Origin of the sequence: Lactobacillus colini (genome assembly GCF_017874575.1) — a bacterium.
GTDB classification, from domain to species: Bacteria; Bacillota; Bacilli; order Lactobacillales; family Lactobacillaceae; genus Lactobacillus; species Lactobacillus colini.
Genome location: NZ_JAGGLU010000004.1, coordinates 56760 through 78413, shown reverse-complemented (window position 1 = coordinate 78413; position 21654 = coordinate 56760). Strand labels below are relative to the sequence as shown.

The following is a 21654-nucleotide window of genomic DNA, read 5'->3' as shown; positions in this document are numbered from 1 at the left end:
ATTAAAAATAAAAAAGCCCAATAATTAGGCTTTTTAATGTTACTTTTTCTCAATAATCATTGGTAAAATCATTGGACGACGTTCGGTCTTAGAATATAGAAAATCTTGTAGATTCTCTATAATAGCCTTTTTGATTTCTCTTTCATTAGGTTGTGGTTCTTTAGCCATTTCAGATCTTAATATATGGTAGACATGCTTTTGCGCTTGGTTGATTAACTCAGTTGATTCACGCATATAAACAAATCCACGACTTAAGATATCTGGCCCAGCTAGAACACGTTGATGCTTATAATCAACTGTTGCGACAACAACTACTAAACCTTCCTCGGCTAAAATCTGACGATCGCGTACGACTACATTGCCTACATCTGCACTACCAGAAGTATCTACAAATACATCTGGTATATTTATATGACCAGCAAGTCTGGCTGAATCCTTAGTAAGTGCTAGGACGTCGCCATTTTTTAAAACAAAGGTGTGGTCAGCGGACATACCAGTGGCTTGAGCAGTTTCAGTATGAATAACTTGCATCCGATATTCACCATGAACAGGAATAAAGTATTCAGGCTTAGTAATCTCAATCATCATCTTTTGTTCTTCTTGACCACCATGTCCAGAAGTATGAACATTATGAATCTTCCCATGAACAACATTAGCACCAGCTTGATATAACTTATTGATTAAGTGATTAACGCTAGTAGTATTTCCAGGGATAGGATTGGAAGAAAAGATGACCGTATCACCTGGTTGAATACTAATTTGACGATGAGTACCATCAGCAATTCTGGAAAGAGCAGCTAATGGTTCACCTTGAGAACCAGTACATAAGATCATGGCCTTTTCAGGTGGAGTATGGTTAATAGTGTAAGCATCAACTAAAGTTCCATCTGGAATTGAAAGATAACCCAAATCAATACCATTTTGAACACCATTTTCCATGCTACGACCAAAGATAGCTACCTTGCGTCCATTATCGACAGCTGCCTTAATAGCAGTTGAAACACGATAAAGGTTAGAAGCAAAAGTTGCAAAGATAATTCTTCCTTCAATACCATTGATGATATTATGCAAAGACTTAGCAACAAATCTTTCAGACTTAGTAAATGTTGGAACTTCTGCATTAGTAGAGTCTGACAATAATGCTAATACACCTTCATTGCCTAGCTGGGCCATTCTTTGAAAGTCAGGCGCAGGTTGATTCATTACTGGTGTTAAGTCAAACTTGAAGTCACCAGTAAATAGTACAGCGCCTTGTGGTGTATGAACAGCTATTCCTAAAGTATCTGGAATTGAGTGAGTTGTACGGAAAAATGTTACTGAAAGCTTAGGAAACTTTAAAACAGTATCTTCATGTTCCTCATGCAATTCACTTGTATTTAAAATTCCATGTTCTTCGAGTTTACCTCTGATAAGGGATAGTGCAAACGGAGTTGCATAAACAGGAATTTCTGGAATCTTTTTTAACAGATAGGGAATACCGCCAATATGGTCCTCATGTCCGTGAGTAACAACTAGCGCTTTGATTTTTTTTCTATTTTTTATTAGGTATGAATAATCTGATATTACATAATTAATACCTAACATATCATCTTCAGGGAACTTGATACCGCAGTCCATAATAACAATTTCATCTTGAAATTGTACGCAGTACATATTGCGGCCAATTTCGCCTAACCCCCCGATAGCAAAAATGCCGACTTCGTTATTCTTTAACTTAACGCTCATTAGTCGTTGTCAGAGCCAAATGTTGTGAGTTTAAAGTTGGGACTTTGCTTTTCATAAGCAAGGGAATTACCAGTTAGCTCTTGGATGAGTTCGATATTGTAGGGGGTATTGTCCTCAACCATAGTACGAGCTTGCACAACATTGTCAGCTTCTAAAAAGAGTGTTTTAGTAGTTTCTCTACGCGGATTAACGATCTGGTCTTTTTGATATAAAACTTTGTAGATCATGATTTAATCTCCTTAATTTTTTATTGTTAAACGTTCGAAAATGAATTTTAAATCATAAGGTAAAAAATTCAATAGTTATCAGTATTCTATCATAAATCACAGTTTAAGTATAGCTTCAAAATCTGCAATAAATGTAAAAAAATAAGGCTTTTGGAGCCTTATGGATATTTTTAAGAGATAACAATAGTATCTTCATCTAAAGTAAATGGATTTTCTTTATTGATTCGATCATAGAAGAGATGACCATTTAGGTGATCAATTTCATGAGAAGCTACGATTGCAGGATAATCTTTTAAGCGGATAGTCTTTTCTTCACCGTCAACAGTATAATAGCGAATTTTTAGCTTATCAGGACGAGGAACATAGCCTTCGATATTTTTATCAACGCTTAAGCAGCCTTCACCTTCTGCAAGACAAACTTTTCTAACTGATTCTGAAATGATTTTGGGATTGACAAAAGTTTCTTTAAAGATGATCTCTCCTTTATCGTTTGGAACTAAAAGGGCTGCCATCTGAACACCTTCACCAACTTGTGGTGCAGCTAATCCTACACCTGCGCGTAGCTGATGTTTTTCGGCAATTTTAGGATCTTGAGAATTGATTAAGTATTCCATCATGTCATCAGCTAATTTTTTATACTTATCTGATAATGGAAAGGTAAGTGGTTGAGCTACTTTACGTAAAACAGGTTTGCCATCGCGGACAATGTCATGCATTAAAATCAAAATAAAAACTCCTTCTTTAAATACATTCATTAATTGTATAGCACTTTTACTATAGCAATTGCAATTAAAGTCGGCAATAATCTTTCATTATGTGCTAGAATAAATATTATTAAAATTAAAGATTAAAAGTCAAATGTCTAGTGCCTAAGCATTGACCTTTTTCCTTATTTTTGATAAAATCGAGAAACGAAACTATAAGAACTAAAAGCTTCATCAAACTGCATTATTTATTTTTGCATAAAAGGGCTGTGACTGAAGTCACAGTTTTTTTATGAAGTTCGGGGAGGAATTTCTTTTGCAAAGAAGAGACGATATTAGAAACATTGCCATTATTGCGCACGTTGACCATGGTAAAACTACTTTAGTTAACCAATTATTAAAACAATCTGATACTTTATCAGAACACATGAATTTAGAAGATCGTGCGATGGATTCTAACGCTATTGAGCGTGAGCGTGGTATTACTATCTTATCCAAAAATACTGCTGTTAAATACGGTGACACCACTATTAACATCTTGGATACTCCAGGACACGCTGACTTTGGTGGTGAAGTAGAACGTATCATGCACATGGTTGATGGTTGTTTATTGTTAGTTGACGCATATGAAGGTACTATGCCACAAACTCGTTTTGTGCTAAAGAAAGCCTTGGAAGCTGGAGTTAAGCCAATTGTTGTCATTAATAAGATTGATCGTCCAGGTGCCCGTCCAAAGGAAGTTTTAGACGAAGTTCTTGAATTATTTATCGAATTAGGTGCTAATGATGAACAGCTTGATTTCCCAGTTGTTTATGCAAGTGCTTTGAATGGTACTTCATCATATGACTCTGATCCAAGCAAGCAAGAAGAAACTATGGATCCTATTTTTGATACTATTATCAAGAGCATCCCAGCACCTATTGATAATTCTAATGATCCACTACAATTCCAAATCACTATGCTTGATTGGGATGATTATGTTGGTCGTATTGGTGTTGGTAGAATTTATCGTGGTAAGGTTAAGGTGGGCGACAATATCACTGTTATGAAACGTGATGGTTCAACCCAAAACTTCCGCGTAACTAAATTATTCGGTTACTTCGGCTTGAAGCGTAATGAAATTAAAGAAGCTAAGGCTGGAGATATTATTGCCATTAGTGGTATTAATGACATCTTCGTAGGTGAAACTATTGCTTCAGCTGAACAACCAGAAGCATTACCTGTTCTTAAGATTGATCCACCAACTTTGCAGATGGACTTTGTAGCGAATGACTCACCATTTGCTGGTCGTGAAGGTGACCAAGTAACTCCTAAGAAGTTAGAGGATCGTTTGATTCGTCAAACTCGTACTGATGTATCTTTGAAGGTTGAACCAACAGATCAAATTAATGCTTGGACTGTTTCTGGTCGTGGTGAATTGCACTTATCAATTTTAGTTGAAGAATTACGTCGTGAAGGATTTGAATTACAGCTTTCTCGTCCTAAGGTTATTTATCGTGAAATTGATGGTCAATTATGTGAACCATTTGAGGCTGTACAAGTTGATACGCCAGATGAATATGTAGGGTCAGTTATTGATTCACTTTCTCAAAGAAAGGGTGAAATGAAGAACATGACTCCAACTGGTAATGGTCAAACTAGACTTGAGTTCTTAGTGCCATCAAGAGGTTTGATTGGTTACAACAATGAATTTATGTCACAAACTGCTGGTTATGGTATTTTGAACCATACTTTTGATTCATATCAGCCGATCGTTAAGAATTGGGCTCCAGGTCGTCGTAATGGTGCACTTGTGTCAATTAATCAAGGTCAGTCAACTACTTATTCTCTTCAATCAGTTGAACAACGTGGTGTATTATTCATCGGCGCTGGTGTAGAAGTATATGAAGGTATGATCGTTGGTCAGTCTTCTCGTGAACGTGACATTGCAGTTAATGTAACTAAAGGTAAGAATTTAACTAATACCCGTGCTGCTGGTAAGGACCATGCCGCTGCTATCAAGACACCTAAGAAGATGACTTTGGAAGAAGCCATTGAATTCTTGAACGATGATGAATACTGTGAAGTAACACCAACTAATATTAGATTACGTAAGAAAATTTTGAATACTAGTGAACGTCAAAAAGCTGATAAGAAACGTCAAAAAGCTTCAAAATAACGTTTAATAATTATAAAAAAGTAACTAAGATTGTCTTAGCTACTTTTTTTATTGCCTTAAGTGAGTGATATAATAAGTGAGATATGTATCAAAAGGAGAACAAGGAACGTGCGTAAAAAGTTTAAAAACATGGACTATACAATTTTAGTACCATATTTATTGCTTTGTGCTTTAGGCATAGTCATGGTGTATTCTGCAAGTTCTGATATTTTATTAGTAAATGGATTTAAAGCCAATGTATATGCTATTAGACAAATGATTTATTTTGCAGCTGCTGTAATAATTTTGGGCTTGCCGTCACTAGTAATAAGTATGAGAATTTTTAAAAGTAAAAAGTTTATTTTAAGCTATCTAGCTATTTCTTTTTTGTTATTACTTTTCCTGGTACTTTTAAAGATAATCACTCATGGCCAGGCCGCAGTTAATGGTGCCGTCGGTTGGATAAATTTAGGCTTTATTAATATTCAACCTGTTGAAATAGCTAAATTGTCGCTAGTCTTATACTTAGCGCATATGCTAGCTCGAAGATATGGAAAATTAATTCCGGGGAAAATATGGAGTAATCTATCTGGTCCTACAGTTATTTCTTTTATAATGATTTTTTTAGTCATTTTAGAACCAGATTTTGGTGGTGCAGCTATATTATTTATGATTATCTTTGTAATGTATCTGGTATCTGGCATACCAACTAACAAGGCTGTGCAATGGTTAGTCGTTTTACTAGTATTGATTATATTAACCTTATTCTTAATGATTAATTTTGCACCATCATTTATGAAAAATTCATACCAACTACAAAGGTTTCTCGCATTTGCTCATCCTTTTAAACTAGAAAAGACTGGTGGAGCTCAATTAGTTAACTCATATTATGCAATACATAATGGCGGTTTATTTGGAGTTGGAATCGGCAATAGTATGCAAAAGCGTGGTTATTTGCCGGAGCCATATACGGACTTTATTCTTTCTATTATTTCAGAAGAAATTGGTGCGATTGGTGCAATTTTAATACTTGGATTATTATTTTTCTTAATGTGGCGCATCATGGAAGTGGGTGTAAATGCTAAATCCCAGTTTAATTCATTAGTTTGCTTTGGTGTAGCGACGATGATTTTCACTGAAACCTTGTTCAATGTTGGAGCAGTAGCAGGATTGTTGCCAATCACTGGTGTAACTTTACCATTTATTTCGTACGGTGGTTCTTCTATGATGGTATTGACAGCAGGTGTTGGTCTAGTTTTAAATATTTCGGCAACCGAAAAATTCAACAAAAATAAATTAGCATCAAGGGAAGATCTATAATGGGACTAGTATTTCAAGAAAGTGAAAATAATTCTCTTCAAAAAAGAAAATCAATAGTGGTTTGGATTGATAAGGCAAGTAATCAATATAAGCTGCGTCATTATGGAAACATTATTTACTTTTCACGCAAAAAAAACTATGTAATCATGTATTGTAATGCAGAACAGGCTGATAAAGTTATTCAAGATTTGAATCATAGTGATTTTGTAAAAAAAGCTGAATTTTCATCATATGGAAAGCTAAATTTCAATCCAATACATGAAGAAGAACTGATACATGAATTGAAAGAAGCAGCAGAAAAAGAAATTGAAGAGCGAGGAGAGATCAGATTTTGAGAGTTATAGCAGGGAAGTATGCTAAAAGGAATCTGTATACTTTAAAAAGCAATGCCACTCGTCCAACTAGTGACAAAGTCAAAGGATCATTGTTTAATTCTATGGGGCAGTTCTTTGATGGTGGACAAGTGCTAGATTTATATGCTGGTAGTGGTGCATTAGGTATTGAAGCTGTATCACGCGGCTATGATGGAGCGGTATTGATAGATATTAGTGGTCAGGCATGTAGCATCATTAGAAAAAACGTTGAGTTAACAAAAGAACCAGATAAGTTTGATATTTTAAAGATGCGAGATACAGTTGCATTAAAAATTTTGTCAGAAAAAGGACGAAAATTTGATTTAGTATTTTTAGACCCACCATATGCTAAAGAAAAAATTATCAAAATTATGCAATTGTTACTTAAATATAACTTGTTAAACTTAAATGCTTGGATAGTAGCTGAAACTGATGAACATACTGATCTGCCGAATGTAAGTGGATTCGAATTGATAAAAAATCATCATTTAGGAAGAACAAAAGTTAAAATTTTTGAGAGGAAATAACAATGGCAAAAGCTATTTTTCCAGGTAGTTTTGATCCAATTACAAATGGACACTTAGAAACGGTTAGAATTGCTAGCAAAATGTTTGATAAAGTATATTTTGTAATTATGACTAACACTAATAAAAAATATTTATTCTCTGAAACTGAGCGCTTACATCTTGCTAGTGATGTTTTTAAGAATTTTCCTGAAGTAGAAGTAATATCTAGACCAGCTGATTTGACAGTTAATGTTGCTCGTGAACTTGGAGCTAGTGCAATTGTGCGTGGATTGCGCAATGATGCAGACTTTAATTACGAAAGAGAAATAGCTGCAATTAATAAAACTTTGGCTCCAGAGTTAAATACTGTTTTGCTTTTAACTAGTCCAGAGAATAGTTTTATCTCTTCAAGTATGATTAAGGAAACAGCCATGTTTGGTGGGGATGTATCTAAATTAGTACCTAATATAGTTGCTAAAGCATTAAAGAAAAAGTGGTCATAAATGAAAAAACATGATAAGTCTAAACTACTAAAATGGCTATTAGGATTAGCGATTTTTTTAGCAGTAGTTGTAATTTGCTTGTGGCCAACTAATTATTATATTGAAGCGCCAGGGAGTGCGGATCAAGTAAGTCAATATATTAAATCTCCCGCTAAAGGAGCGAATCCTAATTTTTATTTAGTTACGGTAAGTGAGCGAAGAGCAGTAGTAATAGATTACTTGGCTAGCTTTTTTAATCAAAATGAAACTCGTTACTCTCAAGATGAATTGATGGGAAGACAAGGTACTGAAGCATATAATCAAATGCAGCAGTATTACATGCAAAGTAGTCAAAACAATGCTAAGTATTACGCAGCTAAAAAGGCTGGTGCATACCATAGTAAAAAATATTTGGGCGTCTATGTGATGAATGTTATGCCTAACTCTACCTTTAAAGACAAACTTAAAATAGGTGATACTATTGTCAAGGTTAATGGACATAAGTTTAAATCAACTAAAGAATTGATAGCTTATATTCAAAAGCAAAAAGTTAAAAGTAAAATTGCTATAGTGGTTAAACGTAATGGAAAATACATCAAGCTTACTGGGTCAGTTGTACATTTAAAAACCACTAATAAAAATGGAATCGGTATCCAATTGGTCGATCATACCGAGGTTATTACTAAGCCAAAAATTAAAATTGATGTTGATGGGATTGGTGGTCCATCAGCTGGATTAATGTTTACTCTTGAACTTTATCAGATTTTTGCTAAACAGAATTTAAGTAACAATCAAAAAATAGCGGGAACAGGGACTATTGATGAAAATGGCAAAGTAGGAATGATTGGTGGCATTGATAAGAAAGTTGTTGCCGCAAGTAGACAGGGAATAAAAATTTTCTTTGCGCCGACTGATCGACCTGTTGGTATTAAAAAGAGTGAAACTAACTATGCACAAGCAGTTAAAACTGCTAAAAAAATTCATACTAAGATGAAAATTATTCCGGTAGCTAATTTTGACGATGCTTTAAAATATTTAAAAAAATAAGAAAAAACACGATGATTGAAAAAATATCATCGTGTTTTTGCGTATAAGTATAGTGAGGTGATTAAATATGGATTTCGAAAAATTAAAAGAATATCTTATCGAAAAAAAGAAATATGTAGTTGTCATTGTTTTGTTAGTAATAGGTGGATTATTATATTTTCAAAATAATAGAGAAAGTAGTGTAGATAATTCTGAATTAGTAACTGAACAAGCTAGTAAAAAAGACGATAATGAGAATGTAAATAATATTGAAAAGAGTGATACAGCAAGTTCTAACAATCCTAGCCAAACTCAGTCTACCACAGTAACTTGTGACATTTCAGGTGCAGTTAAACACCCAGGGGTATATACATTAAAAAACGGTGCACGTTTGAATGATTTGCTAGCAGCTGCCGGCGGAATAACTAAGCGTGCAAATCTAAAAACTGTTAACCGGGCTTTGCTATTAAAAGATCAAGATAAGGTATATGTTCCTTATAAAGGCGAAAAGATTGAAAGCAATGCCTCACTTACAAATGCAACATCTGCTTCATCATCAGAAGCAGCATCCTCATCTAACAATGCAAGTGAAAAAATAAATATTAATACCGCATCGGTTCAAGATTTACAAAAGCTCTCTGGAATTGGCGAAAAACGTGCTCAGCAGATTATTAGTTATCGTGAGCAGAATGGCAGTTTTAAATCGCTAGAAGATTTAACCAAAATATCCGGTATTGGAGAAAAGACTCTTGCAAAGCTCAAAGATCAATTGGAATTATAATTTTTTACAACCTGGTTTCATATTTTTGACGGCCGCTTTTTGTATAATTGTATCTTTTCTATTTTTTCAAACTAAGAGCTTAGCGCATTTTTTGGTAGTAACGATACTTTTATTATATTTGGCTTGCCTGATAATTTATAAGTTTCCCAAGTTGAAGATAAGTGCATTAATGATAGTAGCGCTATTTTGTTTACTTTCATATCAACAGAAAAGTAAAGTTTTAAAGCTGGATCTGAATAAACCATTGAAGATTACCTGTGATCAAATAAAAATATCAGATCATTTCTTATCGGGAGAAGCTTGTTTAGGGAAGCAGCGCGTTTTAATTTCCTTGAAAACTAATTCAGAACTTGAAAGATTAATTAAATCTGGTAAAAGTTTATATTTAGCTAATTTGAAAGCTGATATTAGCCAGGTTGAACCAGCTACTAATCCTGGAGAATTCGATTTTGCTCAGTATTATAAAAGCAAAAAGATAAATTACCGTTTAAAAATTAGTAATTACCGCATAGTTTTAAAAAAGCAAACTTTTTTTGATAAGTTGCATTACTTTCGTTTTAAAATTCAGAATTATTTGAGAAGTCTACCTAAATTGGTATCATTTTTTGCAAGTGAGATGATCCTAGCTGAGAATCCATCTAAAGATAATAAAGATATTCTCAATAATTATCGTGATTTAGGTGTGATTCATTTGCTGAGTATTTCTGGGCTACATGTAGCGTTATATACGAGTGCAATTGCAATATTAGCGACAGTTTTTAAAAGGGTTCAAAGTGAGATAATAGTATCTTGTATTATATTTTTAATTTTAGAGGTATTTTTTTCAAACTTTCAGCCAGGATTTGTAAGAGCGAGCTTAAGCTATATTTATGGGGTTCTTTTTAATCAAAAAAAGATTCCAATTACTAGTATTGATAAATTAGGAGTAGTTGTTTTAACGCATTTGTTTATTAATCCAGGATTATTTTTATCAACTGGTGCTATTTTGAGTTATTTGTTGGTATTGGGGCTAGAATTGACCCAAAATACTAGTCAGTTAAAACAAGGTAGTTTATTGAATTTATTGATATTACCTATTGTTTTACACTATTTTTATCAAGTAAACTTTTTAACAACTGTTTTTAATTTATTGATTGTGCCAATTTTTAATTTTGTTTTGTTGCCTTTAACTTTTTTAGCGGTAGTAATTTTTCCAATTTTACCAAGATTGGTAGATATAATTGAGCGTATCTTTAAAAATATCATTATGTTTATTGATTACTTAGCAAAAACTAACTTAGGAAAGGTAACTTTTGGTCAAATAAATTGGTGGCAAACAATAATTATTTTGGTAATTACTCTGTCATTTCTAATATATTTTGAAAGTAAGAAAATTAACAGAAAGTTATTATCAATTTTAGTTGGCGCTTATGGTATTTATTTTACTTTAATACATTTTCCTTTGTATGGTCAGGTGTCTTTTATTGATGTAGGTCAAGGTGATAGTATTCTAATTACAACACCTTTAAAGCGAAAAGTTTATCTAATTGATACGGGTGGAAAGTTAAGATTCGGCAATTTTGCTAAGAATGATCCTCAACTTAATAGAATTACCATCCCACTATTACATGCTCAAGGGATAGATAAGATAGATGGAGTTTTTCTTTCTCATCAAGATGCTGACCACATTGGTGATTTGGCTCCTTTACTAAAACAAGTTAAAGTAAAGAAGCTCTATTTTGCTAAGGGGCTTACAAATAATTTGAGTTTCCAAAAAAGAATAAGAGGTAAGATCCAACATACTAAGTTAGTACCATTGTTAGCAGGTGATAAGGTAGTAGAACCGGGAATAGTTTTTAATGTAGTATATCCATTTGAAGAAGGATTAGGAGAAAATAAAGACTCACTGTCTCTGTTCTTTAAAATAGGTCAAAAGAAATGGCTAATGACAGGGGATTTAGACCAAGAAGGTGAAAAGAAGATACTTGAGCACTATCCACTATTAAAGGTTGATTACTTTAAATTGGGACATCATGGTAGTCGGACATCCTCAAATACTGATTTTTTGCATAGTATTAATCCTAGTGTAGTATTTATTTCTTCAGGGAGAAATAATCGCTTTGGTCATCCACATCCCGAAACTTTAGATACACTAAAAAAGTTAAGTATCCCATATTTAAATACTCAGGATAGTGGTACAATAACTTGGACTTATTCTATTTTGGGCAATAAAAAATTAACTACTTTTTTAAAAAAGGAAAAAGAATGACTTTACTGACACTTTTTAGGCAATCTCAACCTCAAAAAGAAAGTATTTTAATTGAGGGTGGGGATGCATTTTTAAATGATTATTTATCAAAAAATTATCGTAATTTATCTAAGTTTAATGATTTTGAGTTTATTACAATAGACTGCAATGAAGATGGGATTGATGAATTAATTGCTACATTAACAGAATCATCTTTATTTAGTCAGCGTAAGCTAATTTTAGTAAAGAATCCATTTTTCTTAACGCCAAAATCACCGGCGAAATTTAAGAAAAAAATTGTACAATTAGAAAAAGTATTAGATCATTTGGATGAATTAGACGATATAGTGATATTTGTAGCTAATTATGAAAAATTAGATCGACGAAAAAAAATCACAAAAATTATTAGCAAGCAGGTAAATGTAATAAATACAACTCTAAAACCTTATGAAATTAGCGGTGTTATCAAGGCTATTGCTAAAGAGGAAGGTTATCAGTTTACTTCTCAGGCCTTACAAATGCTATTGCAGCGTAGCGATCAAGTTCTAGATACGATATTGAGTAATTATATTAAATTAAAAAATATCACTGGCGAAGACAAACGAATTACTGAGACTATAGTTGAGCAAAATATTGATCGCTCTTTATCAGAAAATATTTTCGAAATATTATTGACGGCATTTAAAGGTGATGCTTCCGAAGCCTTACAACGTCTGAATGATCATTTGCGTGAAGGCAATAATGCGCTACAATTAGTAGCAATTTTTGAAAGTCAAATAGAGTTTCTATTATGTGTGAAAGTCTTAGAAAGTAGAAGATGGAATAGGGACCAAATAACTAAAGAGCTGGTAGCTAATCCTTATCGAGTTAAGTTTGCTATGCAAAATAGAGTTTCGTTAAATAAGTTAAAGCAATTAATGAAACAAGTTATTGACTTAGATTTTAATTATAAAAATGGAACCTATCGTGGTAATGAATTTTTAAAGTTATTTTTGCTAAATATTTAGATAAACAAAAAAGACAAGAACCGATAAAGTGTTCTTGTCTTTTTAATTACTTTTTCGCTAAAATTAGTTCTTCTTAGCAGCAACTTTCTTAGCCATACGTGACTTATCACGACTAGCTTTGTTTTTAGAAATAAGGTGCTTGCTTGCAGCCTTATCTAAAGCACGAGCAGCTTTAACTTCTAAATCGAGGACATCTTTTGCGTCAGCTTCAACAGCTTCGTTGAACTTTCTTACAGCGGTTCTCAATTTACTTAATTCAGAAGCATTACGCTTGTTAGCAACTGCATTAGTTTTAACACGCTTAATTGCTTGTTTAATTTGTGGCATCAAAATTCACCTCGATAAAATCAGATTTACCAATTAATTATACTTAATACAGGGTAAAGGTGCAAGTAAAATTGAGCTTGCATTTTCAAAAAAATACAGGTAATATATATTCTTGTCAGAACCATTAACGCTGTTTCCTCGCTGCCGACGGTTAACGTTGTTAATGGCAATTTAAAAGAAAGAAAGGTTATTTCTAATGGCTATTACTAAAGAAAAGAAAGACGAATTAATCAAGAAGTTTGCACGCCACGATGGCGATACTGGTTCACCAGAAGTACAAATTGCATTGCTTACTGATGATATTAACAACTTGAATGCCCACTTAAAGGCTCACAAGCAAGACCACCACTCATACGTTGGTTTGCTTAAGAAGATCGGTCACCGTCGTAACTTACTTCGTTACTTAAAGAACAAGGATATTACTCGTTACCGTGAATTAATTAAAGAATTAGGTTTACGTCGTTAATATTAATACTTTTTGCACACACTAAGTCAGTTCATTTGAGCTGGCTTTTTTCATGCTTTTAAATACCTAATACAATATGCTAAAATTAATTAGATAAACTTTCGTTTTGATCATTCCGATCCTAATAACAAAAAATTGAATATTTATTAGAAAGAAGAAATTTTATGGCACAAAATATAAAATTAATGATTTTGGGCGGAGTACGTGAAAATGGAAAAAACATGTACGCTGTTCAGGTTAATGATGAAATTTTCATTATGGATGCAGGACTAAAGTATCCAGATAGCTCATTACTTGGAATAGATGTAGTTATTCCAAATTTAGATTTCTTTAAAGAATACGGTGATCGCATTGCGGGTATTTTTTTAACCCATGGACATGCAGACTCAATTGGCGCGCTTCCTTATATTCTGCGCTACTATGATATTCCAGTATTTGGATCAAAATTAACGGTCGAATTAGCAAAAATTGCTGTTCAACGTGAAAATAAGCATCGAAAGAATGATTTATTTCATATAATTGATGCTGATACAGAAATTGACTTTAAAAATGCTACAGTATCATTTTTTTCAACAACACATTCAGTACCGGATTCTTTAGGAATTGATATTTCTACTCAAGAAGGCGAAATAGTCTATACTGGAGATTTTAAATTTGATCCATCAGCTAAACAGGGATATAAGACAGACTTTGTAAGGTTATCTGAAATTTCTAAAAAAGGCGTATTAGCACTGTTAGCAGATTCTACTAACGCTGAAGCAGTATTTCCTAATGATCAGCAGACATCTATTGAGAAATATATTTTAGAAACTTTTCAAAATCATGATGGTAGGATCGTCGCTGTAGCAAAGGCTTCTAATATTAATCGGGTGCAAGAAATTTTTACGGCAGCTTATAAGACCGGTCGTAAGGTATTTTTAACTGGTCGTGATATTGGTCGAATTGTATATACTGCTATGAAGTTAGGTTACTTAGATGTCCCTAAAGGATTGTTAGCTCACGGCAAAGATCTGAAAAAAATCCCAGCTGATGAGCTAGTAATTCTTGAAACGGGAAGAATGGGTGAACCGCTTAAGTCATTGCAGAAGATGGCTACTAATCGACACCGAATGATTAAGATTAAGAAGGGAGATTTAGTGTTTATTGCAACTACTCCTTCTCATTCAGTAGAGACTATGGTTGCTCAAACTAGTGATATGGTTTATCGAGCTGGTGGAACTGTTAAGCAACTAGGACTTGATCGTCATACGAGTGGGCATGCAACGGGTAGAGACTTACAGTTATTAATTGATACTTTGAGGCCTAAGTTCTTAGTACCAGTAATTGGCGAATATCGTTTACTTGAAATACAAGAAAATCTAGCTATTCAAGCTGGTATGGATCGTCATAATATCTTTATTACTAAGAATGGTGATACCTTAGCTTTGGAAAAAGGTCGCTTTTATTTAAGTGATCCAGTCCCAGGAGAGGATATTATGATTGATGGCTCAGGAATAGGTGACGTAGGCAATATTGTTTTACGTGACCGTGAAGTATTATCTGATGATGGTATCTTTATCGCAGCAGTAACTATTGATCGCAAAAAGAAAAAGATAGTTGCTAAACCGCTTGTTTCTACGCGTGGATTTGTCTACATTAAAGCTAATCATGCATTGATGGATGGATCAGTAGAGGTTATCAAGGAAGCAATTAATAATAATTTCAATAATAAGCGCTTTGATTGGACTGAATTGAAGCAGGATGTGCGTAATGCAGTTGAAAAATATCTTTATAAAGAAACTGGTCGTCGACCAGTAGTCTTGCCAGTAGTGATGGAGGTAAATCAAAATCGTCATCGTGCAATGGTAAAAAGAAATGCCGCTAAAGATAACCTTAAGCAAACTAAGGATTCGCACGATAAAAAGCATAGACCAAATAAAAAAGTTACAATCAAATTAAAGAAGGCTGAGTCTTAATGCCTAACGCTAGTCAAAGCAACTTATTAAGTTTGGCTGATCTAGAAATTCAAAAAGATAATATAGATAATGCCATTCAGCATTTATTAGAAGCTTTAAGGATAGGATATAGCTCTGAAATTGTTTATAAGCTATGTAATTTATTGTTAAAGCAAAACAAATTTCAACAAGCATACACTCTGATAAAAGAAGAGCCAGACTTATTTTCAGATTCTAGAACCTATAATTTATATTTAAAAATATTAAAGGGTTTAGATTTCAATATTGAAGCTTTAGAAATAGAAAATTTAAGTGGCAAAAAAATAGATGTGAATATTTTTCCAGCTAGTGAACGTACTCAACGATCTCTAATGAAAAACTTCAAGGAATTAAGGTCAGTTAGCGAGCAAGATTATCACGAACTATATCGTCTAAGTAAGGCTAATTTCATTCAATTGGCTCAAAGTCTACTTATTGATCCTACTCAAAGTTTTGCTCTAAAATTGTCTTTTTGTGAAGACCTAATAAAATTAGGTTACGATAAAGAAGTGACGGTTTCTATAATGGGTGAAAATAAATTCTTTATTCCTAAAGAAACTGTACTTTTGCAAAAAGATCCCATCTATCAAGAATGCTGTGCAAGTTTAGCTGACTATTTAAGACGTGATCCAAATAAAATTGAATTAATGATAGGTGAATTGAATATTTGTTTAGGAATGCTTTATCCTAAATTGCATGATTATATTTCCGATCCAGATCAATTTACTCATGATTTTCGCCATTATCTAGAAAATAAACACGGCGGTACAAATCAAAACCTACTTGATAAAGTCTACCAATATATGTCTTATGAAGAATTAATAAATAATAGTTTTGATTAAGTTTTGAGCAAAAAAGGTTTACTTTTTTGTCTTATCTAGTATAATCAATAGAGGATATTTTCAAAGGGGTACAGGCTATGCATTTGCCTTTGAAAGTAGTATAATAATCAACAGAGAATTATCCGTTACTTACTCAACGGACTTCTTGCAAATATTTACAGGAGGGTCATTTTAAATGGCAGAAAAAGAACATTACGAAAGAACTAAGCCGCACGTTAACATTGGTACTATCGGCCACGTTGACCATGGTAAGACCACTTTAACTGCAGCTATCACTACTGTTTTGGCAGAAGATGGTTTAGCAAAAGCTGAAGATTACTCACAAATCGACGCAGCTCCAGAAGAAAAAGAACGTGGTATTACTATCAACACTGCTCACGTTGAATACGAAACTACTAACCGTCACTACGCACACATGGACGCTCCAGGCCACGCAGACTACATCAAGAACATGATTACTGGTGCTGCACAAATGGATGGTGCTATCTTAGTTGTTGCTGCAACTGATGGTCCTATGCCACAAACTCGTGAACACATCTTACTTGCTCGTCAAGTTGGTGTTCAATACATCGTTGTATTCTTAAACAAGGTTGACTTAGTTGATGATCCAGAATTAATCGACTTGGTTGAAATGGAAGTTCGTGACTTGTTAACTGAATACGATTACCCTGGTGATGATGTACCAGTTATCCGTGGTTCAGCTTTGAAGGCACTTCAAGGTGACAAGGAACAACAAGACGTTATCAGAAAATTAATGGAAACTGTTGACGAATACATTCCAACTCCAGAACGTGACACTGACAAGCCATTCTTAATGCCAGTTGAAGATGTATTTACTATCACTGGTCGTGGTACTGTTGCTTCTGGTCGTATCGACCGTGGTACTGTTAAAGTTGGTGACGAAGTTGAAATCGTTGGTTTAACTGACAAGGTTGAAAAGTCAACTGTTACTGGTTTGGAAATGTTCCACAAGACTCTTGACTTAGGTGAAGCCGGCGATAACGTTGGTGTATTACTTCGTGGTATCGACCGTGACCAAGTTGAACGTGGTCAAGTTTTAGCTGCACCTGGTTCAATTCAAACCCACAAGAACTTTAAGGGTCAAGTATATATCTTGAACAAAGATGAAGGTGGTCGTCACACTCCATTCTTCTCAGATTACCGTCCACAATTCTACTTCCACACTACTGACGTAACTGGTAAGATTGAATTGCCAGAAGGTACTGAAATGGTTATGCCTGGTGATAACGTTGAATTCACTGTTGAATTGATCAAGCCAGTTGCCATTGAAAAGGGTACTAAGTTTACTATCCGTGAAGGTGGTAAGACTGTTGGTGCCGGTCAAGTAACTGAAATTCTTGACTAATCCTTTAATGGATTGGAGAAAGACATGTCGTTGGACATGTCTTTTTTTATACATTAAATTATTTTATATAAGTGTAATAAATTTTAACTATAAATTATTTATTATTTGAAAATCTTTATAATAAATTTAGCATAAAAAACCGCTGTGAATTTGTGTTTTGGCGGTATTTAAGGTAAGATAGTTGAGTGTGCAAGAGCAACCCAAATTTGACATCGGAGGTATTATTAATGTCTGTAAAATGGGAAAAGACCGGCAAGACAACCGGCGAATTAACTTTTGAAATTTCACAAGATCAAGTAAAAAAGGCTTTAGATCAAGCTTTTAAACGTGTAAAGAAGAATTTACGTGTTCCTGGCTTCCGTAAAGGTCACGTATCACGTCTTATTTTTGATCAATACTATGGTGAAGAAGCTCTTTATGAAGATGCTTTAAATATTGTTTTACCAGATGTTTACAGCAGTGCTGTGAAAGAAGCAGGTATTGATCCAGTAGGTCAACCACAAATTGTTCCTGATTCAATGGATGCAGGTAAAGATTGGGTTATGAAAGCTACTGTTAGTGTTAAGCCTGAAGTTAAACTAGGCGACTACAAGGGGATTGAAGTTCCTAAGCAAAGTACCCGTGTATTAGTAAAAGATGTTGATGCTGAATTAGATAAGCGTCGTGAACAAAATGCTGAATTAGTATTAAAAGACGGCGAAGCTGCTAAGGGTGATACTGTAACTATTGACTACAAGGGTACTGTTGATGGCAAGCCATTTGATGGTGGTAGTGCACAAAACTACTCATTAGAATTAGGCTCAGGTACCTTCATTCCAGGTTTTGAAGATCAACTTATTGGTCATAAAGCCGGCGATGATGTAGATGTTGTTGTAACCTTCCCAGAAGATTACGGTGCTAAAGATTTAGCTGGTAAAGAAGCTCACTTTGCTACTAAGATTCATGAAGTTAAGTCTAAAGAATTGCCTAAGTTAGACGATGAATTTGCTAAGGATGTTGATGACAGCGTTGAATCACTTGATGAATTAAAAGACAAAATCAAGAAGGATTTAAAGAAGCAAAAAGAAGATAGTGCTAAGGATGCTATTCAAGATGCTGCTATTCGTGGTGCTGTTGATAATGCCGAAATTGATGAAATTCCAGATGCAATGATTCAAGACGATATCAACACTCAAATGAATCAATACTTAGGTAATATGCAACGTCAAGGAATTGACCCACAAACTTACTTCAAATTAACTGGTACTACTGAAGCTCAATTGCGTGAACAATTCGCTAAGGATGCTGCTGACCGTGTTAAGACTAACCTTGTCTTAGAAGCTATTGTTGCTAAAGAAAAGCTTGATGCAACTGAAGATGAAATTAAGCAAGAAATCAAAGATTTAGCACATGATTACAACATGGATGAAAAGGTTGTACGTCGTACTTTGACTGATGATATGCTTAAGCATGATATCGCTGTAAGAAAAGCTATTGATTTAATTACTGATAAGGCTAAGCAAGTTGCCAAGAAGAAAGCATCATCAAAAAAATCTTCAACTGAAAAAGAAGATAAATAGTTAGTTCTTGCCAATTTGAAGTTAATAAAAGGGCGACTGAATAGTCGCCCTTTTATAATGAAAACTAAAACCAAGAATTCTATTTTTTTACCTTATTGTGTAAAAATGATAAACTATCTTTTAGTTAGTTGAGTAAGAAAGGGGTCATATAATTTGACTAATGATGTCACTCAACCGGAAGAAGTAAGATGCTCTTTTTGCGGTAAATCACAATCACAAGTAAGAAAAATTGTGGCAGGAAATGGTGTATATATTTGTAATGAATGTATTGAAGTTTCCCAAAAAATCATTGACGATGAATTACGTGCAGACTCTTTAAAAGAAACTAAAGATCTTCCTAAACCTATGGAGATTAAAAAGCAATTGGATGAATACGTAATTGGTCAAGACCGTGCTAAACGCGTGTTATCAGTTGCGGTTTATAATCACTATAAGAGAATCAGTCAAATGGATATTGATGATGGAACTGAGCTACAAAAATCCAACATTGCATTAATTGGGCCTACGGGGTCTGGAAAGACCTATTTAGCCCAAACTTTAGCTCGAATTTTAAATGTTCCATTTGCAATTGCAGACGCGACTACCTTAACAGAAGCTGGCTATGTTGGTGAAGATGTAGAAAATATTTTATTAAAGCTGCTTCAAAATGCTGATTATGATCTTGAACGTGCTCAGCGCGGAATTATATATATTGATGAAATTGATAAAATTTCTAAAAAGGCAGAAAATGTATCAATTACTCGCGATGTATCAGGTGAAGGTGTTCAGCAATCATTATTGAAGATTTTAGAAGGAACAATTGCATCTATCCCACCACAAGGCGGCAGAAAGCATCCACAGCAACAAATGATTAGAATGGATACTACTAATATTCTGTTTATTGTGGGTGGAGCTTTTGACGGTATTGAAAATATTGTTAAAAACCGTTTAGGTAAAAAGACAATAGGATTTGGTGCTGAAAATGAATTAAATCAAGTTGATGCCTCTAAGTGGCAAGATTATCTTACTACTGGAGATTTAGTCAAGTTTGGTTTAATACCAGAATTTATTGGACGCATTCCAATTATCTCTACTTTGGACAAATTAGACTCAGAATCCTTGGTAAGAATTTTGACTGAGCCAAAAAATGCCTTAACTAAGCAATACCAACGTTTAATGAGTTTAGATGGTGTTGATTTAGAATTTACTGATGATGCCTTGAAGGCAATTGCTGATTTGGCTTTAAGTCGCCATATGGGAGCTAGGGGCTTGAGATCTATTATTGAGAATTCAATGATGGACATAATGTACAAGGCTCCTAGTGATGATTCTATTGATACAGTTACAATTAATAAGGATGTTATCCTTAACCATGCTAAACCAGAAGTTAGCTACAAAGGTAATCTTGAAGAACAGGCGGCTAAATAATGAAGGTTACAGATAGTGAATTTGTTATTAGTGCAGTTTCTGAAAAACAGTACCCTAATGATGACTTGCCTGAATTTGCTTTAGCAGGACGTTCTAACGTAGGAAAATCAAGTTTAATTAATACTATTGTAAATCGTCGTAAGCTTGCTAGAACATCTCAGCAGCCAGGCAAGACACAGACTTTAAACTTTTACAAAGTAAACAATCTACTATATTTAGTTGATGTTCCTGGTTATGGCTATGCTAAAGTTTCTAAAAAGCAACGTGAGAAGTTTGGTGAGATGATTCAAGATTACCTTGAAACACGTGCTGATCTTAAGGGACTTGTTTTACTAGTAGATGCACGGCATGATCCAACTAAGGATGATATTAGTATGTTTGAATATGCACAGTATCTTGATATTCCCATTCTAGTTGTAGCAACTAAAATGGATAAGCTTAAGAAAATGGAAGCTAGTCAAATCAAACAAAAAATAGGTAAATCATTAAATTTAAAGAGAAAAAATGTATCTTTTTTACCATTTTCCAGTGTTGCTAAGCTTAATGTAGATAAATTCTGGGATTGGATAGAAGCTCATGAATAACTAAAGCTGTATAGTTTTGAATTGATTTTCAAAGTTATACAGTTTTTTATTTATTGTTAAAAACAGCAATAAAACCAAGTATAATTATTAAATGGAAAAGAGGGTATCTATGACACAAGTATGGCCAATATTTTTAGGTATTTTGATAATTATTGGTTTAATTACAATATTTAAAGAAAAGAATCATTTTTATTTTATCAAAGCACTAATCTTGTTTGCTGTGATGATAATATTGAGTACAATCAATTTTTTAGTTTTCTTTGTATTAGCATTTTTATTTATTCAAACAGATGTTAATTTAAAACTAGGTAATTTATTTACTTTACTTGGTATTTTAGTAATTATTTCGGGTATTTTACTTTACTGGTGGTTAAGGATTTTTCATCATATTTTTCCATTGTCAACAACTACATTGACCTTAATTGAATATTATATTCAATGGACTTTGATTTATGTTACAGTTTATCAGGCTATTTTTTCTAATGTCACAAAGATAACTAAAGTAGTACACTACATAACTGTAGGTAATTTTTTAGATCCAAATTTGTTTGTAGTAGTGATACTGCCATCGTTTATTTCTGTTTGGATCAGTATCATATTATTTAAAAAGCATTGTCATTCGATTTAGGAGATAA

At 33.7% G+C, this 21654-nt stretch carries 21 protein-coding genes; 17 read left to right on the top strand and 4 right to left on the bottom strand.

Translation table 11 applies throughout. The features are described from left to right. Nucleotides 1-39: 39 nt before the first annotated feature. The 3 genes from rnjA to def all read right to left on the bottom strand — a co-directional run bounded on the left by rnjA (nucleotide 40) and on the right by def (nucleotide 2677). The gene (rnjA, locus tag J2Z60_RS04710) at nucleotides 40-1725 is read right to left on the bottom strand and encodes a ribonuclease J1 (RefSeq protein WP_209686525.1); all 1686 of its coding nucleotides are present in this window, start codon (nucleotides 1723-1725) and stop codon (nucleotides 40-42) included. Continuing rightward, nucleotides 1725-1952, bottom strand: a complete 228-nt coding sequence (locus J2Z60_RS04705) for a DNA-dependent RNA polymerase subunit epsilon (protein ID WP_209686524.1) — start codon at nucleotides 1950-1952, stop codon at nucleotides 1725-1727. Before J2Z60_RS04705 ends, rnjA begins: the two co-directional genes overlap by 1 nt. A 170-nt stretch (nucleotides 1953-2122) precedes the next feature. After that, complete coding sequence (def, locus tag J2Z60_RS04700; RefSeq protein WP_209686523.1) at nucleotides 2123-2677, bottom strand: peptide deformylase; 555 nt, start codon at nucleotides 2675-2677, stop codon at nucleotides 2123-2125. A gap of 271 nt (nucleotides 2678-2948) precedes the next feature. Here def and typA point away from each other — a divergent pair, with 271 nt between their 5' ends. From typA to holA, 9 genes are all read left to right on the top strand, one after another. After that, nucleotides 2949-4814, top strand: coding sequence for a translational GTPase TypA (typA, locus tag J2Z60_RS04695; RefSeq protein ID WP_209686522.1), 1866 nt, complete (start codon nucleotides 2949-2951; stop codon nucleotides 4812-4814). Between the two features lie 108 nt (nucleotides 4815-4922). Then, nucleotides 4923-6113: an FtsW/RodA/SpoVE family cell cycle protein gene (locus J2Z60_RS04690; protein ID WP_209686521.1), complete on the top strand. Its 1191-nt coding sequence runs from the start codon at nucleotides 4923-4925 to the stop codon at nucleotides 6111-6113. After that, nucleotides 6113-6448, top strand: coding sequence for a DUF2129 domain-containing protein (locus J2Z60_RS04685; protein ID WP_209686520.1), 336 nt, complete (start codon nucleotides 6113-6115; stop codon nucleotides 6446-6448). Before J2Z60_RS04690 ends, J2Z60_RS04685 begins: the two co-directional genes overlap by 1 nt. Beyond that, nucleotides 6445-6993, top strand: a complete 549-nt coding sequence (gene rsmD / locus J2Z60_RS04680; protein WP_209686519.1) for a 16S rRNA (guanine(966)-N(2))-methyltransferase RsmD — start codon at nucleotides 6445-6447, stop codon at nucleotides 6991-6993. Before J2Z60_RS04685 ends, rsmD begins: the two co-directional genes overlap by 4 nt. Before the next feature lie 2 nt (nucleotides 6994-6995). Beyond that, nucleotides 6996-7475, top strand: coding sequence for a pantetheine-phosphate adenylyltransferase (coaD, locus tag J2Z60_RS04675; protein ID WP_209686518.1), 480 nt, complete (start codon nucleotides 6996-6998; stop codon nucleotides 7473-7475). Further along, nucleotides 7476-8501: a SepM family pheromone-processing serine protease gene (locus J2Z60_RS04670; RefSeq protein ID WP_209686517.1), complete on the top strand. Its 1026-nt coding sequence runs from the start codon at nucleotides 7476-7478 to the stop codon at nucleotides 8499-8501. It abuts the gene before it with no gap. 67 nt (nucleotides 8502-8568) lie between these two features. Next, a complete protein-coding gene (locus J2Z60_RS04665; protein WP_209686516.1) occupies nucleotides 8569-9261 on the top strand; it encodes a helix-hairpin-helix domain-containing protein in 693 nt (230 codons plus the stop codon). A 244-nt stretch (nucleotides 9262-9505) separates the two neighbouring features. Beyond that, nucleotides 9506-11509 carry a DNA internalization-related competence protein ComEC/Rec2 gene (locus J2Z60_RS04660; protein WP_245328718.1) on the top strand — a complete coding sequence of 668 codons (2004 nt, stop codon included), beginning with the start codon at nucleotides 9506-9508 and terminating at the stop codon, nucleotides 11507-11509. Then, the gene (holA, locus tag J2Z60_RS04655) at nucleotides 11506-12495 is read left to right on the top strand and encodes a DNA polymerase III subunit delta (protein ID WP_209686514.1); all 990 of its coding nucleotides are present in this window, start codon (nucleotides 11506-11508) and stop codon (nucleotides 12493-12495) included. Before J2Z60_RS04660 ends, holA begins: the two co-directional genes overlap by 4 nt. A 63-nt stretch (nucleotides 12496-12558) precedes the next feature. On the opposite strand, the gene rpsT is transcribed toward holA, so the two are convergent. Beyond that, nucleotides 12559-12822 (bottom strand): 30S ribosomal protein S20, encoded by a 264-nt coding sequence (rpsT, locus tag J2Z60_RS04650; protein ID WP_209686513.1) that lies wholly within the window; start codon nucleotides 12820-12822, stop codon nucleotides 12559-12561. Between the two features lie 196 nt (nucleotides 12823-13018). Here rpsT and rpsO point away from each other — a divergent pair, with 196 nt between their 5' ends. The 8 genes from rpsO to J2Z60_RS04610 all read left to right on the top strand — a co-directional run bounded on the left by rpsO (nucleotide 13019) and on the right by J2Z60_RS04610 (nucleotide 21647). Next, nucleotides 13019-13288 carry a 30S ribosomal protein S15 gene (gene rpsO, locus J2Z60_RS04645; protein ID WP_209686512.1) on the top strand — a complete coding sequence of 90 codons (270 nt, stop codon included), beginning with the start codon at nucleotides 13019-13021 and terminating at the stop codon, nucleotides 13286-13288. Nucleotides 13289-13452: 164 nt separating this feature from the next. Further along, complete coding sequence (locus tag J2Z60_RS04640) at nucleotides 13453-15243, top strand: ribonuclease J (protein ID WP_209686511.1); 1791 nt, start codon at nucleotides 13453-13455, stop codon at nucleotides 15241-15243. Continuing rightward, nucleotides 15243-16103 (top strand): hypothetical protein, encoded by an 861-nt coding sequence (locus J2Z60_RS04635; RefSeq protein WP_209686510.1) that lies wholly within the window; start codon nucleotides 15243-15245, stop codon nucleotides 16101-16103. The genes J2Z60_RS04640 and J2Z60_RS04635 overlap by 1 nt, the downstream gene beginning before the upstream one ends. 175 nt (nucleotides 16104-16278) lie before the next feature. Continuing rightward, entirely contained in the window at nucleotides 16279-17469 is a 1191-nt protein-coding gene (gene tuf, locus J2Z60_RS04630; protein WP_209686509.1) for an elongation factor Tu, read from the top strand. 227 nt (nucleotides 17470-17696) lie between these two features. Next, the gene (gene tig / locus J2Z60_RS04625; RefSeq protein ID WP_209686508.1) at nucleotides 17697-19028 is read left to right on the top strand and encodes a trigger factor; all 1332 of its coding nucleotides are present in this window, start codon (nucleotides 17697-17699) and stop codon (nucleotides 19026-19028) included. Between the two features lie 153 nt (nucleotides 19029-19181). After that, nucleotides 19182-20435, top strand: coding sequence for an ATP-dependent Clp protease ATP-binding subunit ClpX (gene clpX, locus J2Z60_RS04620; RefSeq protein WP_209686507.1), 1254 nt, complete (start codon nucleotides 19182-19184; stop codon nucleotides 20433-20435). Next, complete coding sequence (gene yihA, locus J2Z60_RS04615) at nucleotides 20435-21019, top strand: ribosome biogenesis GTP-binding protein YihA/YsxC (RefSeq protein ID WP_209686506.1); 585 nt, start codon at nucleotides 20435-20437, stop codon at nucleotides 21017-21019. Before clpX ends, yihA begins: the two co-directional genes overlap by 1 nt. A 109-nt stretch (nucleotides 21020-21128) precedes the next feature. After that, on the top strand, nucleotides 21129-21647 hold the full coding sequence (locus tag J2Z60_RS04610; protein WP_209686505.1) for an SA1002 family membrane protein: 519 nt from the start codon (nucleotides 21129-21131) through the stop codon (nucleotides 21645-21647). Nucleotides 21648-21654: the final 7 nt, after the last annotated feature.

Bases quoted from the DNA above. Each gene is read 5' to 3' on its own strand.
- J2Z60_RS04635 (WP_209686510.1), top strand. From the start codon at position 15,243: ATGCCTAACGCTAGTCAAAGCAACTTATTAAGTTTGGCTGATCTAGAA.
- J2Z60_RS04670 (WP_209686517.1), top strand. From the start codon at position 7,476: ATGAAAAAACATGATAAGTCTAAACTACTAAAATGGCTATTAGGATTA.
- yihA (WP_209686506.1), top strand. From the start codon at position 20,435: ATGAAGGTTACAGATAGTGAATTTGTTATTAGTGCAGTTTCTGAAAAA.
- holA (WP_209686514.1), top strand. From the start codon at position 11,506: ATGACTTTACTGACACTTTTTAGGCAATCTCAACCTCAAAAAGAAAGT.
- typA (WP_209686522.1), top strand. From the start codon at position 2,949: ATGAAGTTCGGGGAGGAATTTCTTTTGCAAAGAAGAGACGATATTAGA.
- J2Z60_RS04665 (WP_209686516.1), top strand. From the start codon at position 8,569: ATGGATTTCGAAAAATTAAAAGAATATCTTATCGAAAAAAAGAAATAT.
- rnjA (WP_209686525.1), bottom strand. From the start codon at position 1,725: ATGAGCGTTAAGTTAAAGAATAACGAAGTCGGCATTTTTGCTATCGGG.
- J2Z60_RS04705 (WP_209686524.1), bottom strand. From the start codon at position 1,952: ATGATCTACAAAGTTTTATATCAAAAAGACCAGATCGTTAATCCGCGT.
- rpsO (WP_209686512.1), top strand. From the start codon at position 13,019: ATGGCTATTACTAAAGAAAAGAAAGACGAATTAATCAAGAAGTTTGCA.
- tig (WP_209686508.1), top strand. From the start codon at position 17,697: ATGTCTGTAAAATGGGAAAAGACCGGCAAGACAACCGGCGAATTAACT.
- coaD (WP_209686518.1), top strand. From the start codon at position 6,996: ATGGCAAAAGCTATTTTTCCAGGTAGTTTTGATCCAATTACAAATGGA.
- tuf (WP_209686509.1), top strand. From the start codon at position 16,279: ATGGCAGAAAAAGAACATTACGAAAGAACTAAGCCGCACGTTAACATT.
- rpsT (WP_209686513.1), bottom strand. From the start codon at position 12,822: ATGCCACAAATTAAACAAGCAATTAAGCGTGTTAAAACTAATGCAGTT.
- J2Z60_RS04640 (WP_209686511.1), top strand. From the start codon at position 13,453: ATGGCACAAAATATAAAATTAATGATTTTGGGCGGAGTACGTGAAAAT.
- J2Z60_RS04610 (WP_209686505.1), top strand. From the start codon at position 21,129: ATGACACAAGTATGGCCAATATTTTTAGGTATTTTGATAATTATTGGT.
- J2Z60_RS04685 (WP_209686520.1), top strand. From the start codon at position 6,113: ATGGGACTAGTATTTCAAGAAAGTGAAAATAATTCTCTTCAAAAAAGA.